This is a genomic window from Paraburkholderia sp. PGU19, from assembly GCF_013426915.1.
GTDB lineage: Bacteria > Pseudomonadota > Gammaproteobacteria > Burkholderiales > Burkholderiaceae > Paraburkholderia.
In genome coordinates, this window is the sequence record NZ_AP023179.1 from 1,723,897 (window position 1) to 1,743,785 (window position 19,889).

Annotated in this window: 14 protein-coding genes; 2 read left to right on the forward strand and 12 right to left on the reverse strand. The window is 63.6% G+C overall.

Translation table 11 applies throughout. The features are described 5' to 3' along the window. The first annotated feature begins 599 nt into the window (after nucleotides 1-599). Nucleotides 600-3,149, forward strand: a complete 2,550-nt coding sequence (locus tag H1204_RS07945) for a penicillin-binding protein 1A (RefSeq protein ID WP_180730671.1) — start codon at nucleotides 600-602, stop codon at nucleotides 3,147-3,149. Between the two features lie 431 nt (nucleotides 3,150-3,580). On the opposite strand, the gene H1204_RS07950 is transcribed toward H1204_RS07945, so the two are convergent. The 4 genes from H1204_RS07950 to H1204_RS07965 form a co-directional block, all read right to left on the reverse strand. After that, nucleotides 3,581-4,903, reverse strand: coding sequence for an IS4 family transposase (locus H1204_RS07950; protein ID WP_180730901.1), 1,323 nt, complete (start codon nucleotides 4,901-4,903; stop codon nucleotides 3,581-3,583). A gap of 613 nt (nucleotides 4,904-5,516) precedes the next feature. Further along, entirely contained in the window at nucleotides 5,517-6,992 is a 1,476-nt protein-coding gene (locus tag H1204_RS07955) for an efflux transporter outer membrane subunit (protein ID WP_180730672.1), read from the reverse strand. A 1-nt stretch (nucleotide 6,993) separates the two neighbouring features. Continuing rightward, entirely contained in the window at nucleotides 6,994-10,116 is a 3,123-nt protein-coding gene (locus H1204_RS07960; protein ID WP_180730673.1) for an efflux RND transporter permease subunit, read from the reverse strand. Further along, nucleotides 10,113-11,222: an efflux RND transporter periplasmic adaptor subunit gene (locus H1204_RS07965; RefSeq protein ID WP_243468609.1), complete on the reverse strand. Its 1,110-nt coding sequence runs from the start codon at nucleotides 11,220-11,222 to the stop codon at nucleotides 10,113-10,115. Before H1204_RS07965 ends, H1204_RS07960 begins: the two co-directional genes overlap by 4 nt. A gap of 265 nt (nucleotides 11,223-11,487) precedes the next feature. Here H1204_RS07965 and H1204_RS07970 point away from each other — a divergent pair, with 265 nt between their 5' ends. Next, nucleotides 11,488-12,108: a TetR/AcrR family transcriptional regulator gene (locus H1204_RS07970; protein WP_180730674.1), complete on the forward strand. Its 621-nt coding sequence runs from the start codon at nucleotides 11,488-11,490 to the stop codon at nucleotides 12,106-12,108. A 12-nt stretch (nucleotides 12,109-12,120) separates the two neighbouring features. On the opposite strand, the gene H1204_RS07975 is transcribed toward H1204_RS07970, so the two are convergent. From H1204_RS07975 to H1204_RS08010, 8 genes are all read right to left on the reverse strand, one after another. Then, entirely contained in the window at nucleotides 12,121-12,492 is a 372-nt protein-coding gene (locus tag H1204_RS07975; RefSeq protein WP_180730675.1) for a cupin domain-containing protein, read from the reverse strand. A gap of 90 nt (nucleotides 12,493-12,582) precedes the next feature. Continuing rightward, the gene (locus tag H1204_RS07980; protein WP_180730676.1) at nucleotides 12,583-13,446 is read right to left on the reverse strand and encodes an AraC family transcriptional regulator; all 864 of its coding nucleotides are present in this window, start codon (nucleotides 13,444-13,446) and stop codon (nucleotides 12,583-12,585) included. Between the two features lie 10 nt (nucleotides 13,447-13,456). Continuing rightward, a complete protein-coding gene (locus H1204_RS07985) occupies nucleotides 13,457-13,687 on the reverse strand; it encodes a DUF2795 domain-containing protein (protein ID WP_180730677.1) in 231 nt (76 codons plus the stop codon). A 96-nt stretch (nucleotides 13,688-13,783) separates the two neighbouring features. After that, entirely contained in the window at nucleotides 13,784-14,035 is a 252-nt protein-coding gene (locus tag H1204_RS07990) for a hypothetical protein (protein WP_007588325.1), read from the reverse strand. 348 nt (nucleotides 14,036-14,383) lie between these two features. Next, the gene (locus tag H1204_RS07995; protein ID WP_180730678.1) at nucleotides 14,384-15,721 is read right to left on the reverse strand and encodes a C45 family peptidase; all 1,338 of its coding nucleotides are present in this window, start codon (nucleotides 15,719-15,721) and stop codon (nucleotides 14,384-14,386) included. Between the two features lie 154 nt (nucleotides 15,722-15,875). Next, entirely contained in the window at nucleotides 15,876-17,606 is a 1,731-nt protein-coding gene (locus tag H1204_RS08000; protein WP_180730679.1) for a ClcB-like voltage-gated chloride channel protein, read from the reverse strand. A gap of 141 nt (nucleotides 17,607-17,747) precedes the next feature. Beyond that, complete coding sequence (locus H1204_RS08005) at nucleotides 17,748-18,485, reverse strand: glutathione S-transferase (protein WP_180730680.1); 738 nt, start codon at nucleotides 18,483-18,485, stop codon at nucleotides 17,748-17,750. 202 nt (nucleotides 18,486-18,687) lie between these two features. Beyond that, a complete protein-coding gene (locus H1204_RS08010) occupies nucleotides 18,688-19,776 on the reverse strand; it encodes a YeiH family protein (protein ID WP_180730681.1) in 1,089 nt (362 codons plus the stop codon). Nucleotides 19,777-19,889: the final 113 nt, after the last annotated feature.

Consider the following 19,889-nt stretch of genomic DNA (forward strand, 5'->3'; position numbering starts at 1 on the left):
ACTGCGGAGGAATCCGGGCAGGGCGGCGAATCCTGCTTGGCGCACGTCGAATCATCATAAGACTAAAACGCGGCGCGCGGTTGTGCGCGGGCGTAAATCGGGCTGCCCGTAAAATGGCTGTCACATCAATGAGTTGCTACGTTTGCATGTGTATTGTCCACAGGGCTGTGAACATTATCTGTTGATAACCGCACGGCGCGGCACAGGCGGACTCGCATGGCGCCGCACGGTGTTTTTTCTTACTTGGGGGCGCAATCGTGAGGGAATTCTTACAAAAAAATCACCTTCCGCGTCGCTTGATTTCTTTAAAATGCGCTGTTACGTTGCGCCAGACACTGCCTGGGCGCGCCGTACGGCCGGCCGGGGCGGGGTGAAACAGCCGGTGCCGCGCGGTGGCAGTCGCCAAGGGTAGGAACCGTCGTCATGCGTTGCGCGCGGGGCGTCCTTGCATGGTTGCCGTCGGATCGGCGGCAAGGCGCCGATCTGGCGCGCAACGGGGCCGCAGTCGCGCGTTATGTCGCGCGAGCGGCGCCACGATCACGATTCAGGCGCACCGCGCGTGCAACTCCGGCGTGTAGGTAGCGCCCATCATTCCAGTCATGCCAATCATCAAACGACCGCAATCTTCCAGCTCCTCAGGGCATTCAGGCCGCGAGCCTTCTTTCGGCAGCAACGACAACCCGAGTCGCGATTACCGTTACGCGCAGCGCGAAGAAGACGATCGCGATGAGCGCGGGCGCGGTGCCCGTTCAGGCGGCTCGGGTCGCTCGATAGGCGGCACGATCGCGTTGTGGTTCGCCGGACTGTTCGCGACTCTCGCGGTGGTCGGCGCGCTGATCATCGGCTATGCGCTCGTCGTGATGGGGCCGCAACTGCCGTCGCTCGATGCGCTCACCGACTACCGCCCGAAAGTGCCGCTGCGCATCTATACGGCGGACCACGTGCTGATCGGCGAATTCGGCGAGGAGCGCCGCAGTCTGGTGCGCTTCCAGGACATTCCCGACGTGCAGAAGAAGGCCGTGCTCGCGATCGAGGACTATCGCTTCTACGAGCATGGCGGCGTCGATTTCATCGGCATCCTGCGTGCGGGTTTCGCGGACCTCGCGCATGGCGGCTCGTCGCAGGGCGCGAGCACGATCACGATGCAGGTCGCGCGCAACTTCTTCCTGTCGAGCGAGAAAACGTACACGCGCAAGATCTATGAAATGCTGCTCGCGTACAAGATCGAGCGCGCGCTCACGAAAGACCAGATTCTCGAGCTGTACATGAACCAGATCTATCTGGGCGAGCGCGCCTATGGCTTCGCGGCCGCGGCGCGCGTGTACTTCGGCAAGGATCTGAAGGACATCACGCTTGCTCAGGCAGCGATGCTCGCGGGGCTGCCGAAGGCGCCGTCCGCGTACAACCCGGTCGTCAATCCGAAGCGCGCGAAGATTCGCCAGGAGTACATCCTGAAGCGGATGCTCGATCTGAACTACATCACGCAAGACCAGTACAACCAGGCCATCAAGGAAGAGATCCACACGAAGACGGCGGGCAACGAATACAGCGTGCACGCCGAGTACATCGCGGAGATGGTCCGCCAGATGATGTACGCGCAGTACAAGGACGAGACCTACACGCGCGGTCTGAACGTCACGACGACGATCGATTCCGCGGATCAGGAAGCCGCCTATCTTGCCGTGCGCAAGGGCGTGATGGACTACGAGCGCCGTCACGGCTATCGCGGACCGGAAGGTTTCGTCGAGTTGCCGGCTGCCGGCGACGAGCGCGACGAAGCCATCGAAGACGCGCTGAACGATCACCCTGACAACGGCGAGATCATTGCGGCCGTCGTGACGTCGGTGACGCCGAAGGAAGTGAAGGCGCAATTGCTCGACGGCACGCAGGCGAGCGTGACGGGCGACGGCTTGCGTTTCGCGGCGGGCGCGCTGTCGGCGCGCGCGGCGCAGGCGCAACGCATCCGGCCGGGTTCGATCGTGCGCCTGATCGCCGATGCGAACGGCAACTGGCAGATCACGCAGTTGCCGCAAGTGGAGGGCGCGCTGGTGTCGATGACGCCGCAGGACGGTGCGATCCGCGCGCTGGTCGGCGGCTTCGACTTCAACAAGAACAAGTTCAACCACGTGACGCAGGCATGGCGTCAGCCGGGTTCGAGCTTCAAGCCGTTCATCTATTCGGCGGCGCTCGACAAGGGCCTCGGACCGGCGACGATCATCAACGATGCGCCGCTGTACTTCCCGCCGAGCGCGCCGGGCGGCGACGCGTGGGAGCCGAAGGACGACGATCAGCCGGATGGTCCGATGCCGATGCGTCTCGCGCTGCAGAAGTCGAAGAACCTCGTGTCGATCCGCATCCTGTCGTATATCGGCACGAAGTACGCGCAGGATTTCGTCACGCAGCGCTTCGGCTTCGATGCCGACAAGACGCCGCCGTATCTGCCCATGGCGCTTGGCGCTGGTCTGGTGACGCCGCTGCAATCGGCGGGTGCGTATAGCGTGTTCGCGAACGGCGGCTATCGGATCAATCCGTATCTGATTGGGGAAGTCGACGACGCGCACGGCCAGCCGCTGTCACGTGCGCAGCCGCTGACGGCGGGCAAGGATGCACCGCGCACGCTGGAGCCGCGCAACGCGTACATCATGAACAGCCTGCTGCATTCGGTGGCGACGGCGGGCACGGGCGCGGGCACGAACGTGCTGCATCGTAACGACCTGCAAGGCAAGACGGGTACGACAAACGATGCGAAGGACGGCTGGTTCGCCGGCTATCAGCAGTCGCTCGTGGCGGTTGCGTGGATGGGTTATGACCAGCCGAAGTCGCTCGGTAGCCGCGAATTTGGTGCGCAACTGGCGTTGCCGATCTGGGTCGAGTATATGCAGCGTGCGCTGCGTGGTGTGCCGCAGGTTGAGCCTGAGATGCCTCAGGGTGTCACTTCCGTCGATGGCGAGTTGTTCTACGCGGATATGACGCCGGGGAGTGGGTTTGTCGCGAGTATTGGGATGGATTCGGCGAATCCGCTCGCTAGTGGTGGGGATGCTGTCGGCACGGTTGGGCCAGCGGGGATGACGCCGCCAGCGCCGCCGCCGAATGTCACTTCGACTGAGAAGAAGCAGATTATGGATTTGTTTGAGTCGAATAAGCCGTAAGGGTTTGGGGTTGGGTTTGGTTTGCGGTGCGCGGGCGGTTTGGTTGGTTTGCTTTGCTTAGCGCTGGCATCCGCGATTTGTTATCTAGCTTCACGCGTCGCCCCTGTGCGGGGCGGCACCTACTTTTCTTTGCCGCCGCAAAGAAAAGTAGGCAAAAGAAAGCGGCTCACACCGCCAGCGCTAGTTCCTGCCTGAGGGCCCCCAGCCGGTCCCACACTTCACACGGCAACCACGTGACTCATGCTTGTTGCCAACGCTCTGATCTGACGCATCACCCGCTTCACACACCCGCGTCGCCACATGCCGTGCCAGACATTCCACGGCCGCCCAGGTGGCAAACTGTGTGTAGGCCGTAGTACCCCACACGCCTCACTCCGGACCGATAGCGCCCGCGTTCCACCCTGTAAGAGCCAGCCCTTTCAAGGTCTTGATCAAGATGTCCCGCCTTTGGCGCGTTTAAGCAGGCGAGCGGTACTGTGATGGGCGCGGGCTACCGCACCTTCGACATAGGGTGCGGGTTTGCGGGTCTTGGGGCCACGCGTGCGTGTGCGCACCTGAATCGGGTCGACGCAGCGGGCCAGCTCGAGCAGTTTGCCGGCAATCACGTCGGGCGTGGCATCGCTCCAGTGCGACCATTCATTTGGCGGCAGCGCGATGAGCATGCCCTCATACTGGCTGCGAATCTGCACGGCGAGGTAGTACGTCGAGACGTCCGGCGGCGCTGCACCTGTTTCATCGGCGGCAGCATGCGCAGCTTCAACACTGCGCTTGAGCGTGGCCAGCACGTTGTACGCCAGCACCGCGACGGTAAAGCCCAGCAGCGCGGCACGTGGATGACCCAAGGTGCGGATCTCGCTGTGCAGGACCGACTCGAGTCGCTGGAACATGCCCTCGATACGCCAGCGCTTGCGGTACAGCCGGGCAATCTCGTGTGCGCCCACCGCGGCAGGCAGGTTGCTCCACAACAGAATCACGGTATCGCCTGCATCAGTCGGCTTGTCCAGCGTCAGCTCGATGCGACGCCAGACGAAGCCAGCCTTCAGGTCAATGCGTTGCTCTCGCACCTGACCTGTCTCGATACGTGCACCGTCCACCCATGGCCCACTGCTGGCAAGAGCCGGGCTGTTGCGGCCGTGTTCGCGCACGATGAAGCAGGCCTGTGCCTGATGCCAGCCCTGCAGGATGGTCCCGGTGCAGAAGTTCCGGTCAGCCAGCCACAATTCGCCCGCGCCGGCACATTCAATCAGCGGGGCCATGGCCGAGCGCTCCTGCGCGTGCGCATCCTCGATGGCGACCAGATCTGTGACCAGACCCAGATCCGGCTCGTAGACCACCAGCGCGTGCCCCGGCAACGCCGCGCCACGCTGCTCGCGCAACGCCGCCAGCCGTTTCTCACTGGCCGGCAGGTGATTGCCATCAAGCACCCGCACACGCCAGCCGGGCAGGCTGGGCTGGCATGGCAACGCCGCCAGCACCGGCCCCAGACGCTGTGCGCTGCCCTGTACCAGGGCACGCAGGATCGCGGGTTCGGTGCGGTTGACCTTCTCGTAGAGCGCGGCCAGCGACACCGGCAGGGGCTTCGTCTGTGTCGCTGCAGCGTGCAGCGACGGACTCAGTCCCAGCGACACCAGCGTCATCAGTTCAACCACCGTCGAGAACAGCAATTCACGTGGATATTGCCGCTGCCGGTGCTCGGCGAACACCTCGTCGATCCATTGCGGCGCGATGGCTCTCTGCAGTGCCAGGCGTGCCATCACGCATACCGGTGCCTGCTGCTCGAAACGCTTCATCACCTCGTCGAACATCCCTTCGTACCCGTCGTTCCTTAACATCTCGCCAGGTTACCAGGTTTGCAGCGCAAAGACCTTGAAAGGGCTGCCTGTAAGAGCGCCACGCTATATGTTGCGACAACCTACACACAGTTTGCCACCTGGGCGGCACATACCATTCGCAGCCGCTTGCCCGCGCAAATGCATTCGAAGCGGGTGAGGCGTTTATTCAAAGCGTTGGCAACACGCGCCAACAGAGTCGTTGCCGGGTGAAGCGTAAGACCCTTTGGGGGCCCTCAGGCAAGAAGAAATGTTGGCGGTGTTAGCCGCTTTCTTTTGCCTACTTTTCTTTGCGGCGGCAAAGAAAAGTAGGTGCCGCCCCGCACAGGGGCAACGCGTGAAGCTAGATAACAAATCGCGGATGCCAGCGCGAAGCAAACCAAACCAACCAAAACCGCTTGCGCAGCAAACACCGCATCGCAGACGCCACCGCACACCAAAAGCATATTTCGATGCACGCTCAACGACTTATCTCACCTATCCAGAAGATATCAACAAGCCTGTGAACAAAAACTGTTGATAACAACAAAATCCACCATCACCGCGCAACAGGCGCCGAAGAAGCCACCTCATCCGGCGGAGGATTCCCCATCGCCTGAAACAACGCTGCCGTATCGTTCAGCCTTGCCCCCGTAAACCGAATCTCATCGAGCCGCGCATTGCGATACTGCTGCTCGCTCGCCCGCGACGCCGTGACAGGCACGGCCCCCAGCCGATACCGCGCCGCCGTCTCCTCAAACGACCTTTGCGCCGCCCGAGCAGCAACATTCGCGGCATCGAGCGATTGCGCATCGTGCTCGAGCGCGGCGAGCGTATCCGCGACATTCTGGAACGCGGCCAGCACGGTCTGCTTGTACTGCGACGTCGCAGCTTCATACGAAGCAACAGCCGCGCGCCGCTGCGCAAACAGCGCACCGCCATGAAAGATCGGCTGCGTGAGCGATGCGCCGATGCTCCAGATCGCTCCCGCGCCCGACAGCGCAACTGGCCAGCTAAACCCGCCTTGTCCCATCGATGCGCTCAGCGTCAAGCTCGGAAACATCTGCGCAGTCGCGACACCGACATCGGCGGCAGCGGCCTTGAGCGTCGCATCGGCGGCCTGAATATCGGGGCGTGCCTTTAGCAGATCGGATGGCACGGAGACGGGCACCTGTTCCGGCACATGCAGTGATGCAAGATCGAGCGCAGGTGGCGCCTCGTCCGGCGTACGTCCCAGCAGCACGGCAAGCGCATGCCGCGTCGTCAGCAACTGCTGGCGCGCCGGCGGCAGACTCGCGGCAAGCGACGCCGCGCTCTGCTGCGCGCTCAGCAGATCGCTGTGCGACACCGCGCCGAGATCGTAGCGGCGCTGCGTGTCGCTTGCCTGGTCGTTGGAGAGCGCGACGAGCCGCTCGGTGGTCTGCACCTGCGCGTCGAGCATCGCCGCCGAAATCGCCGCGGCCACGATGTTCGCAGCAAGCGCGCGCCGCGCCGCATCGAACTGATACGCCTGCACGTTCACACGCGACGCCAGCGCCGCATTCGCGAGCCGCGATGCGCCGAAAATGTCGAACGTGTACTGCGCCTGCAACTGCCCGACGAACGTGTTGTACAGAAACGTGTTCGGCCCGATCACGGGAATCGCGAGCGCGCGCTGGCGAGCCGCCTGGCCGCCGGCGTCGATGGTCGGCAACATGTTGCTGCCGATCTGCGCGCGCAACTGCTCGCGCGCGGCCTTGAGACTCTTGTCGGCGGCGTCGAGCGTCGGGCTGTTGCGCAGGCCTTCGTCGACGAGCGCGTTCAGTTGATCCGATTCGAACGTGCGCCACCATTGCGGCACCGCCTTCGCGCCAACCACGAACTGCTGCGTGACGCCCTGCGCGGGAACGGTTTGCACCGGTTGCGGATCGGCGCCGTAGTGCGCGGGTTCTGGCATCGCGGGCGGATTGCCGTTCGGGCCGAACGAACAGGCCGCTGCGATCACGCAAGAAACGGCGACGGCAAAAGACGTACGGGTCATCGAAACAGGGCTCATGTCAGTTCCCCGAATGGTCGGACGGTGCGGGGCGCGGATCGCGCTCGTCGCCGCGCACGCGGAACCACGCGGCATACAGCGCGGGCAGATAGAACAGCGTGAGCACCGTCGCGCTCGTGATGCCGCCCATCAGCGCCGTCGCCATCGGGCCGAAGAAGTTGGAGCGCAACAGCGGAATCAGCGCGAGCACGGCGGCCGCCGCCGTCAATGTGATGGGCCGGAAACGCCGCACCGTCGCGCCGACGATCGCATCGAAGCGCTTGTGCCCCTGCGCGATATCCTGTTCGATCTGATCGACGAGAATCACCGAGTTGCGCATGATGATGCCGAACATCGCAATCACGCCGAGCATCGCGACGAAGCCGAACGGCTTGCCGAACAGCAGCAAGGTCGCGACCACGCCGATCAGGCCGAGCGGCGCAGTCAACACGACCATCAGCACGCGCGCGAAGCTCTGCAACTGGATCATCAGCAACACCAGCACGGCGATGATCATGATCGGCATCTGCGCATTGATCGACGTCTGTCCCTTCGCGCTTTCCTCGACCGAGCCGCCGATCTCGATCCGGTAGCCCACAGGCAGCGTCGAACGAATCTGCGCGAGCTGTTTGTCGACGGCATGCGTGACGTCGATACCTTGCGCGTTGCCGCGCACGTCGGACTGCACGGTGATCGTCGGTTGGCGGTCGCGTTCCCAGATCACGCCGTATTCGAGGTCGTCGCGCATGCGCCCGAGCGCGCCGAGCGGCACTGAGCCGTTGGGTGTGGGCATCGCGAGCGTCAGCAGTTGCGACGGGTCGACGCGCTCGTTCTTCGGCGCGCGCAGATCGACGCTGATCAGTTTGTCGCGCTCGCGGTACTGCGTGACCGTGTAGCCCGACAGCGTCATCGCCAGAAAGCTCGATACGTCCGCTGACGTCACGCCCAGTTCTCGCGCCTTCTTCTGGTCGACCTCAAAGCGCACCGAGCGCTCGGCGGGCTCGTCCCAGTCGAACTGCACGTTCGCCGTGCCCGGATTCCCGCGCATCGTCGCGGCCACTTTTTCGGCAATCGAGCGCACCGTGGCGATGTCGTCGCCGCTCACGCGGAACTGCACGGGATAACCGACAGGCGGCCCGTTTTCGAGGCGCGACAGACGCGTGCGGATCGCAGGGAAGTCGCTGCGCAGTTTCGGTTCGAGCCAACGCGCGAGCTTCTCGCGATCTTCGACGGACTTCGCGGTGATCACGAACTGCGCGAAGTTCGGCTGCTGCAATTGCTGGTCGAGGGGGAGATAGAAACGCGGTGCGCCCGAGCCGACGAAGTTCACCGAATGATCGATTTCGGGCCGGCCTTCAAGGGCTTTTTCGATGCGCTGCGCCTGGCGCAAGGTCGCCTGGAACGAGGCGCCTTCGAGCAGTCGCACATCGACGAGCAGTTCGGGCCGGTCGGAACTCGGGAAGAACTGCTGTGGCACGAGCGCAAATCCCGCTAGCGACACGACGAACAGAATCACGGTAATCGCGAGCACGACGAAACGCCGCTCGATGCACCACGTGATCCAGCCCGTCAAACGCCGATAGAAACGCGTTTCATAGATGTCGTGCTCGTGATCCTCGGGTTCGTGCGCCTGCCGTTTGCGCTCGGGCAACAGGTGATAGCCGAGCATCGGAATCAGCACGACGGCCGCGAGCCACGACGCGATCAGCGCAATCGCCGACACTTCGAAAATCGAGCGCGTGTATTCGCCCGTGCTCGACTTGGCGAGCGCGATGGGCAGAAAGCCGGACACGGTGACGAGCGTGCCCGTCAGCATCGGGAACGCCGTGCTCGTATAGGCGTAAGCGGCGGCGCGTGTGCGGTTCCAGCCCTGTTCGAGTTTCACGGCCATCATTTCGACGGCGATGATCGCGTCGTCGACGAGCAGACCGAGCGCGAGCACCAGCGTACCCAGCGACACCTTGTGCAGCCCGATATCGAACAGGTACATGCACAGCGCCGTGACGGCGAGCACGACGGGAATCGAGATCACGACCACCATCCCCGTGCGCACGCCGAGCGACACGAGACTCACCACCAGCACGATCGCCACCGCTTCCGCGACAGCTTCGAGGAAGTCGTCGACGGAACGCGCGACCGCGTGCGGCATGCTCGATACTTCGACCAGCTTCAGCCCCGCGGGCAGATGCGCCTGCAACTCCTTCATCCTCTCGTCGAGCGACTTGCCGAGCTGGATCACGTCACCGCCCGTCTGCATCGTCACACCGATGCCAAGCACGGGCTTGCCCTGGAAACGCATCTGCGTGACGGGCGGATCGTCGTAGCCGCGTTTGATGGTCGCGATATCGCCGAGCCGGAACGAGCGGCCGTTGATGCGGATCAGCGTGTCGGCGAGCGCGTTCAGGTCTTTGAATTGTCCTGTGGGACGCACGAACACGCGGTCGTCATAGGTCGTCAGCGTGCCGGACGGCGAGACACTGTTCTGCGAGTTGATCGCCTGTGCGAGTTGATTCGGCGAAATGCCCAGGCGCGTCAGCTGCGTATTCGTAATCTCGACATAGATGTGCTGGTCGGGATCGCCGAAATAGTCGACCTTGCCGACGCCCGGTACGCGCAACAGCACCGTGCGCAATTCGTCTGCGTAGTCGTGCAATTGCGCTGAAGAAAAGCCGTCGCCTTCGAGTGTGTAGATGTTCGTGTAGACGTCGCCGAACTCGTCGTTGAAGAACGGCCCCCGAATGCCTTGCGGTAGCGTCTGCGCGATATCACCGACCTTCTTGCGCACCTGATACCAGGTTTCCGGCACGTCCTTGACGGGTGCCGAGTCCTTCATCGTGAAGAAGATCAGCGATTCGCCGGGGCGCGAGTAGCTGCGCAGAAAATCGATGGCGGGCGTTTCCTGCAACTTGCGGCCGATACGGTCGGTGACTTCTTCCTGCACCTGGCGCGCGGTCGCGCCGGGCCAGAAGGTGCGGATCACCATTACGCGGAACGTGAACGGCGGGTCTTCGGATTGCGCGAGCTTCGTATAGGCGAGGATGCCGAACGCCGTCGCCAGCGTGATCAGAAACACCACCAGCGCCTGATGACGCAGCGCCCAGGCGGACAGGTTGAAGCGTCCTTCTTCGTCGTGTACTGCGCTCATGACGCGAAATCCTCGGGATGCAACGGCGGCACGACGCGGACTTTCTCGCCCGCGGTGACCGTATGCACGCCTTGCCATATGACACGCTCGCCTTCGTTCAGCCCTTGCGAGATCGCGACGGTCCGTTCGGCGTAATGCGCGACCTGCACGCGACGCAGTTCGAGTTGATCGCTGCCGCCTTTCACGATCCAGACAGCGGGTTGCGTGCCGTCGTGAAAGAGCGCCGTGGCGGGCAATGTGTACAGGCTTGCATGCGCAGCGGCGTTGTCGTGCGTGAAGTCGATGTCGGCTGTCATGCCGAGGCGTACGTCGGGGCCCGGTTGGTCGAGCGTGAGCTTCGCGCGATAGGTGCGGCTTTGCGGATCGGCGGCGGGCGACAGTTCGCGCACGCGCGCATTGAACGTGCGGCCGGGCAGCGCGCCGAGCTTGACGCTTGCCATCTGGCCGACGCGCAGCGATGCGAGCGCGCCTTCGGGCACGTCGCAGACCACGTCCACATCGCCCGACCACGCGAGGTTGTAGACGGCCTGTCCCGCCGACACGTTCTGCCCCGTATCCGCCTGTTCGGCCGTGATGACGCCCGCGTGATCGGCGGTGAGGGTTGTGTACTGAAGCTGGTCTTTGGCCAGCGCGGCCTGTTGCTGCGCCTGATCGCGTTGCGCGGCGGCCGACGCATACGCGTCTTCCGTCTGCTCCAGCTGCGTCTGCGCGATCAGGTTCTCGTGCGCCTGCGCGCGGTCCCGGTCGAGCTGCTGCTTCGCATAGACGAGCCGGTGCTGCGCGGCTTCGAGTTGCGCGGCGGCGCTGGCGGCGTTCTTCTGCGCGTCGGCGGGATCGAGCCGCGCGACGACCTGGCCGTTCTGCACGACGTCACCCAGCCGCACGCGCCGCTCGATGATCTTGCCGGCGATACGGAACGACAGCGGCGTCGAATAGCGCGCCTGCACTTCGCCCGGCAGCGACGCGGCGAGCGGCAGGCCGTCGGCATGCACGGCGACGGCGACGACGGGCCGTGGCGCGGGTGCAGCGGCTTCCTTGTTGTGACACGCAGCGAGTGTCAGCGCGCCCACGAGGACGAGCACGCCGAGCGAGGTATGGCGAAACAACGGAGCAGAGGCGGACAGGCGGGACTGCTTGCGCGCGATGGATGGCGCGCCACGACGGGAACGATTCACGATGCCCCCAGGCTGAGATGCAAACGGATACGGCAAGCCAGAGGCTACCGACGGCGTGCAGCGAAGCGGGCCGCGAGCATTTCGTTTCGCGTCGCAACGCGGCTCATTGCTTCAGATGGTGAATTGCATTCTAATACACTCATGTATCTGAATGCAAAACTGAATCTTGTTGGGGAACGATGCTAGACTGTTAAATATGAAACGCAAACGACTCACACGCGAACAGAGCAAAGACCAGACGCGCCTGCGTCTGCTCGATGCTGCGCAGGCCATTTTCATGAAGAAGGGATTCGTCGCGGCGAGCGTCGAAGACATCGCGGAGGCGGCGGGTTACACGCGCGGCGCGTTCTATTCGAACTTCCGCAGCAAGCCCGAACTGTTCCTGGAGTTGTTGCGGCGCGATCACGAGTCGATGCAGGCCGATCTGCAGAACATCTTCGAAGAGAACGCGACGCGCGAAGATATGGAAGCGAGCGTGCTGCGCTACTACAGCCGCATGCCAAGCGAGAACAAGTGCTTTCTGCTATGGGTCGAAGCGAAGTTGCTGGCCGCGCGCGATGTGCGATTCCGCGTGCGTTTCAATGCGTTCATGCATGAAAAGCTCGAGCAGCTCACGGTGTACATCACGGAGTTTTCGGTGCGCGTCGGCACGCCGCTGCCGTTACCGGCCGAGACGCTGGCGCTTGGTCTGATGGGTTTGTGCGACGGCATGCAGTTTTTCTTTACCGTCGATCCTCAACGTTTTTCGGGCGAGCGCGCGGAAGAAGTGCTCGGCAATTTCTTCGCGCGCGTCGTGTTCGGCAGGACGATGGAATAGGGCGCGGCCCGCTCAGATCCAGACGTCGTTGGCGGCTGTGCGCTCGCTGGTTTCGCTTCCCATGTTCTTCACGCCGCGCGGCTCGATCAACAGCAGTTTCACTTCTTTCTCTGCGTAGGGCTTGTGTTCCTTGCCCTTCGGCACGACGAACATGTCGCCCGCTGACAGCTTCACCGCGCCGTCGCGAAAGTCGATGCGCAGCTCGCCTTCGAGCACGATGAACGTCTCATCCGTCTCGGCATGATCGTGCCAGATGAAATCGCCTTCGATCTTCACGAGCTTGAACTGGTAGTCGTTCATCTCGGCGACCACGCGCGCTTGCCACTGGTCGTGGATCAGGCTCAGCTTGTCGGCGAAATTGATGGGGAGATAGGCGGAGGACATCGTGTTTCCTTGTGTTGAAAGTCGATGCCATCGAGTGTAGAGACGCGACCGCGCGGCCGTCTTGAACGTTCGTGCACGCGCCCGGTGTCCTCAGCGGTTTTGCGCGTTGATCATCCGTAACCAGCGCGACGGCGTCACACCATACGCGGACACGAAGTGCCGCGTCATATGGCTCTGATCCGCAAAGCCCGCGGCAGCGGCAGCATCGACGAGCGCCACGCCGCCCAGCATCGATTGACGCGCGGCATTGAGACGCCGCATCGTCAGATAGCGATGCGGGCTGGTGCCGAAGAACGCCCGGAAATCGCGCGACAGGCTCCAGCGGTCGCGCCCGCTTGCAGCGGCCAGTTCGTCGAGCGTGACGGGGCGTTCGAGCGCGCCATGCAGGTAATCGCGCGCCAGTTGCGCCGCGCGGAAGTCGGCGGAAGCGCGCAGTGGCCGCGCGCCGGACACGGCGTCGAGCGCATGCGCGAGATCGAAGAGCGCGTCGTCCTGTTCGAGCGGGTCCATTGCGCGGTCGATGCCTTGCAGCAGCGCCTGCGTCGCGGCAGCCAGACGCGGATCGTCCGACAGCCCGCCTTCGATGAACGGCAGCGGCTTGCCGCCCAGCGCCGCCTGGAACAGCGCGGGCTCGATATAAATCATCCGGTAGCGGAAGCCTTCGTCGGTGCCGGCCTGACCGTCGTGCGTTTCGTCGGGGTGCAGCACCATCGTGCCGCCGGGCAGGCTGTTGCGCACGCTGCGCCGGTAATGAAAGCTCTGCACGCCCGCCAGCGTGCAACCGATTGCGTAAGTATCGTGCCGGTGCAACGCGTAGCCGTTGTGCTGGAAAAATGCCTCGATGCGCTCGACGCCGTCCTGCGCAGGCGCGCGCCGGATCCAGTCGTGATTGCGCTGCGCAGTGTCGGAAGGCGGCTGGGTTGCCGGCACGGCCGTCGAGCCAGGGTCCTGCATAGCTTCGCCGTCAGATGCCAAGGCCCGGCCCGAAATTGCTGCCGATCAGCTTCGTCACAGAATCGATATCCGCGTAATCCTGCTCGGGCAGGCCATCGAGCATCGACAGCACTTCGTTGCTGGCGCCGGCTTCGCGCGCGGCATCGACGAGCGCGTCCTTGTTGAGCGGGTAGGTGACGCCGCTCAGGATATCTGCGATCTGCAGGTCAATCGATTCACCCGGAATAGCCGATTCCGTCATACTCGCGCTCCATTATTTTTTGAAAGTGGCAAGCGCGAGCGGCACGATCCGCTGATCGGATCGTGATCGAAGCCAAGGTCGACGTATCTCGCGCCGTCATGTCTGCAAATGTTCGTCCTGTGCAACGAAGCCTCGGTCCAGATGCCGCGACTTAGGCAGTGCGATGTGCTCCCATCGCTCGGGCCGGATATCGGTCTGGGCCGCGACGTCCGGCGCGGCGGGCGCGACGGGGGCAGCGTTGGCGCGGGCGGCGGCCGTGTCGATCGTGCCGTCCGTCGCCGTATGCACCGGCGCGGCGAAACACGAAGCCGACAACGTCACCATGATCAACAGCGTCGAGGTTTTCATCGCTCGACCTCCTTATGCCTGGCAGCGCAGGAACTGCATGCAAGCGGTATGCCATTGCGACAACAGCGTATTGGCGCCCGCCCCACGCGGTCGCCGTCTGCGAGCACCGCGCGTCCCCCTCATATTACGCCAGTTATTTTTACAAGCGCTGATGAGGCGGCGGGAAGGACGGAAATCGGCTTCCGTTGATGGAGGTTTGAGGCGGTTTCGTGTCGGGTGGGCGCGCCAGAGCCAGCACAGAGGCGGACCCGCGCGATGCGCCGCGCATCCCGTATGTAGAAAGCGGGTGGCGTTAACCCGGCACGAGCCACGATGTTCGCGAGCGTCCTGCCGCGCTGCGAGCGGCCTTCAGCGCATCACGTCGAAGCGCGTCCACGGCCACGAAGGCCGGTCGCGCATGTAGCCGTTCAGCCAGTTCCACTGCGGATGGCGCTTCATGAACGCCTGCGCGTCGAACGGCCGCCCGCACGGATGGCCCCAACGCGCGAAGAATGCCATGTCGCGCGCCATATCGCTGTCGACCACCTTGCCGTCGTTCGCGCCCCACGGATTGAACGGACCGTGATCGGAGCTGCCGAAGCGCTGGTCGTCCAGTTCCAGGTGTCCGCAGATCGTCCGCGAGCACGGATTGTCCGGGCGATCGAGATAGACGTCGTGATGGTCGGCGATCATTTCCTTCGCCAGCTCGGCGTCGATCCTGCCGTGATGCGTCTCTTCCAGTTGCATGAAGCGCAGCCGCCGCGCGCCGTTCCTGCGCACGTCGGTGTAGTCCTCGCCTTCGCCCGTGCATTCCTGATTGCGGATTTTCAGATCGGTGGCGGTGTTGTAGCCGCTGTAGAAGCCGTCCTTCGTGCTTTCGAAACCGGAGTAGTGCAGGCCGAGTTCATAGCGCGCGATCTCGCCCGTTTTCGCGTCGCCGAGCAGCCAGCTGTTCGCGTAACCACCGTTGTTCGCGAGCGCGAACATCTCGCACCATTCGCCGATGCTGTTCGCGTATTGCGTTGCGTGCCGCGAGCGGTAGAACTCCGGCGCGCCCGACGCGTTGTAACCCGCGAAATTCGAAATCGTGGTCTCGGTCACCATCAGGCCCGCCGACGTCACCCAGAAATCCGTCAGGCTCGAAATGCAGCCGGGCAGCCCCTGCATCAGAATCCGGTTGCCCGCTGAGGGCACGATGTCGAACACGACGTTGAACGCGTCGCCCGCGGCGTAACGGTCCCACGAGTTGTGCGCCATCACGATGCGGCCGTCGCGCGTCGCGCTGCCCGTCGCGATGAACGCGCTGCAGTGATGTCCGCGCCGGCCGCGCCACGGCTTCAGGCCGAGTTGCGGCTTCTGCTGCGCGGCGTGCTGTGGCCACCAGCTTTGCAGCAAATCCATGTAACCGTTCCATGCGAGCACTTCAGCGAACGTGAGCTTTGCGCCATCGGCGATGCCCTGGATCTCGTCTGCCGATTCGCTGTCGATGCGTGGCGCGAACTGCTCGACGGCGGCATTGACGAACGTATCGAATTCCTCGCCCGTGTCCCATTTCGCGAGATAGCGGGCGGTGCGGATCGCGTTCTGGATTTCGGCGGCGAGCAATGTGCCGTGCTGCTCGCCCCGGTCGTACGGCTCGCCTTCGACATGCACGAAGATCCAGCCGGCCTGGTCGCGGCGCACGGCATCGATGGACGGTTTGCTCATCTTCGCTCCCGCTCGCAGAGCAGGCATCTCCGTCGGCGTTGCTCAGCGCCGTACATCGCGGGATGCGGCTTGCGGCTCGTTCATGGTCAATCCATTGTAGGGAACTTGACGCGCTTTGCCATGCGCCTGACGCGTGCCACAAAAGCGAAGAAGGCTAGCGCGGGTTCATCCGGAAGTACGCATCGAGCAACGACGTCTTGTAGACCACGCCTGCGAGCGTCGGCCGCGTAGCGCTTTCCACTACAGGCAGCCGTTCACCCTGGAACGCCATGAAGTGCTGGAGCGCGACGCCGATCGGCATGTCGGGCGTGAGCACGTCGAAATGCGGCTGCAGATAATCGGCCGCCGTTTTCGTCGACGTGTCGCGCTTGTCGAGCAGATCGGACGTGATGTCCTTCAGCGCGACCACGCCGAGAAAGCAGTCTCTGTCGTCCGTCACGTACAAATACTTGACGGGGTATTCGAGGAACACGCGCGTCATGTCCTGCACGGTCGCATTCGGTTGCACAACGGTTTGCGGCGGGCGGATCAGCTCGCGCATCTGCGTCGCGCGCAGCCGCATGCGCTCCTGCTCCTCGCGGTTGCGGTGCAGCGTGACCTCGTACATCGACGTCTTGCCGATCGCGCGCGCCGCGAAGTACGCGACCACGCACGACACCATCAACGGCAGCACGACCTGATAGCTCAACGTCATTTCGAAGATCATCAGGATCGCCATCAGCGGCGCCTGGGTCGCGCCCGCCAGGAATGCGCCCATGCCGACCATCGCGTAAGCGAACGGCGCGGACGTCCCGTGCGGCCACAGCGCGTTCATGCCGAGCCCGAACAGCGAGCCGAGCACCGCGCCGAAGAAGAGCGTCGGCGTGAAGATGCCGCCGACGGCGCCCGAGCCGACCGTCGCCGCCGTCGCAATCAGCTTGAATACCAGCACGACGACGAGCGCGGACCAGGTCCACGGCGAATGCAGGATCGAGTTGACGACGCTATAGCCGTTGCCCCATACCTCGGGCGTCCATACGGACAGAATGCCGACGATCAGGCCGCCGAGCGCAAGCCGCACGGGCAAAGGGATCGGCAGACGCCGGAAGCCGGCCTTGCTGGTGTCCATCAGCCGCAGGAACTGCGGCGCCGCCGCGCCGCACAGCAGGCCGAGCGCGACGAACAGCAGTACTTCGAGCCCCGCGATGGGCGGGAATACAGGCATCTCGTAAGGCGGCTTGTAACCGGCGAACTCGCGCATCAGGATGTTCGAGACCACCGACGCCACCACGACGGGCCCGAAACTTTCCATCGCGATCGAGCCGAGCACGAGTTCGGTGACGAAGAACGCACCCGCGATGGGCGCGCTGTACGCGGACGTGATGCCCGCCGCCGCGCCGCACGCCACGAGCAGCTTCAGACGCGGCGGATCGAAATGCACGACGCGCCCGATCAGCGATGCACACAGCGCGGCAAGCTGCACCATCGGGCCTTCACGGCCGATCGAGCCACCGCTCGAAATCGTGAATAGCGACGACGCGCTGCGCCACAGGCTGAGTCGCACGGGGACGACGCCGTCGCCGATCACAACGGCTTCCATGTAATCCGTATGCTGTTTCTTGTCGGCGCCGCGCTGCGCGATGACCAGCAGCACGCCCGCGGCCAGCCCGCCCAGCGCGGGCAACGCGATACGCATCGCAATGGGCAGACGCCGCGCCATTTCGACGAGACTGCCATCTTGTCCCGTGAAAGCGCGCTGCATCAGCGCGATGCCTTCGCGGAAGGCGATCGTCGCGAAGGCGCCGACGATGCCGACGATCACCGACCACACCAGCATCGTGTGCGCGTCCGACAGACGGAAGAGATGGGCAGCGCGGGTGCGCAGTCTCAGCAGGAATGAAAGCACGGCAGGAGCGGGCGTTTAGGGTTGGTATGGGTGGCGCGCAAGCCTTCGCATGTTATCGGCATTGCGCGACGACAGGTTGAAGAGGGGCGCGCCAGCTGGCATGCGCGCCGCAACGTGGCGAAGGAACGATGTCAGTTCATCTCAGCGCACGTCCTTGTCGAGTTCGGGGTAGTGCCGGAAGACGCAGGTTTCGTTGTACGGCAGACGCCGTTCCGAGTCGAGATAGGCGGCGATATTCGGGCGCTTGAGCACCGCGTCATGCAGCCTGGCAAGGCGCGGATGACGCTCGCCGAAATGCTTCATCGCGCGTGGAAAGGCGTAATGCAGACCGTCGATCAGCTGGAACATCGACAGATCGACATAGGTGAGCGTGTCGCCCACCATATGTTGGTCGCCGGCGGGGTTCTGCTTCAGCACGCGTTCGAAATAGCCCATGAACTTCGGAATCCGGTTGTCGATGAAATCCGTCGCGCGGATTTTGGCGGCCTCTTTCTGCTCCTCGTAATACATGCCCGACGCGAGCGGATGATGCGTATCGTGCGCTTCCGTGACCATGTCGGCGATGGTCAGCTGCAGACCGTTCGCGACATAGCAGAGGCTCTCGACCTTCGGTGCGAGATTCAACTTCGGCCCGAGGTAGAACAGGATGTTCGCCGTCTGCGAAATGATCAGGTCGCCGTGCTGCAGGAAGGGCGGCGCGTACGGCAGATACGCTTCCGACCGGCTGTCCATCACGTCGATCATCGCGCCCGTGCCGAGCCCGTCCTGTTCGTCGCCGCGCGCCACTTCGACATAGTCCGCGCGCGCTTCTTCGAGCGCCAGCCGCACGAATTCGCCACGGCCCTGCAATCCATCCCAGTAATAGAGCTGATAAGTCATCGGTCGGTCCTCATTCGATTGTCGGCGGCGCGGGATCGCGTCACGTTCGCACACGGAAGAGAGCTAGAAGTATGCCGCGCGATGCTTGCAGTTGGCGTGCTTGTCACACAGCAAAAAAGCGCGCCGGCGCGATCGTGACGATGCAGCCCGAAAAGCACAAAAGCCCCGCACGCGGCGGGGCTTGTTCGGGAGAGATGCCGGCTTAGCCGAGCAGATGCTGGACGAGCCACGTGATACCGAGACCGCCTGCGAAGAGCCACACGTAGAGGATCAGGCCCGTCGTCAGCGCACGGGGACCGGCGTCGCGGATCTGCGAAAGGCGCGTTTCGATGCCGAGCGCCGTCATGGCCATCGTCAGCGCGAAGGTGTCGAGCATATTGACCGTGCTGGTCGCGGCTTCGGGCAGGATATGCAGCGAGTTCACGGCGACACAGGCGAGAAAGCCAAGTGCGAACCAGGGCACGGCGAGCTTGCGCGGCGCATGTGCGCCATCTTTCGAAGCGGCGCCACGCGCCGAGCGGTTCACCCACATACCGACGATCAGCAGCACGGGCACCAGCAGCATCACGCGGGTCATCTTGACGATGGTGGCGATATGCGTCGCTTCCGGGCTCACGTTGCTCGCAGCACCGACCACCTGCGCGACTTCGTGAATTGTGCCGCCGAAGAACAGGCCCACGCCTGTCGTGTCCAGATGGATGATCCCGGCGCGCAGCAGCGCGGGGTAGAGGAACATCGACAGCGTGCCGAACAGCACCACGCTGCCGACGGCCATCGCGCTCTTGTGCGGCTTCGATTGCAAGGTGGATTCGAACGCGAGCACGGCGGCCGCGCCGCAGATCGCGCTGCCCGCTGCCGTCAGCAGCGCGCTGTCGCGGTCGAGCTTCATCAGCTTCATGCCCGCCCACGTGCCGATCACGAGCGTGCTGACCACGATCAGCAGCGATTCGGCGAGACCCGGCAGGCCGACTTGCGCGATTTCCTGAATGCTCACGCGCAGCCCGAAGAACGCGACGGCGATGCGCAGCAGCTTGCGGGCCGAGAAATTGACGCCGGCGGCCCAGCTCTCGGGCATGCCGTCCTTGAGCGCGTTGCCGTAGATCATCCCGCCGACGATGCCGACGATCAGCGGGCTGATGCCCAGATTGGCAATCGACGGAATGGCAGCGATGCGGGTGACGGCGGCGGCGAACAGCGCGACGAACAGAATGCCGTTGATCTGGCCGCGTGTCGATGACGCGGCGGGAACGGCGTGGGTGTGAGCGGTGTGAGCGGTGTGAGCGGTGGACATGGGCTTCAACCTCTTCGGTAAAGGTTGGTTGATTCGATGGGCTAATCCTAATTTAGATATATCGATATGAGAAATCGTGATTTGGGATGAAATATATCGGCCAATCTGATACT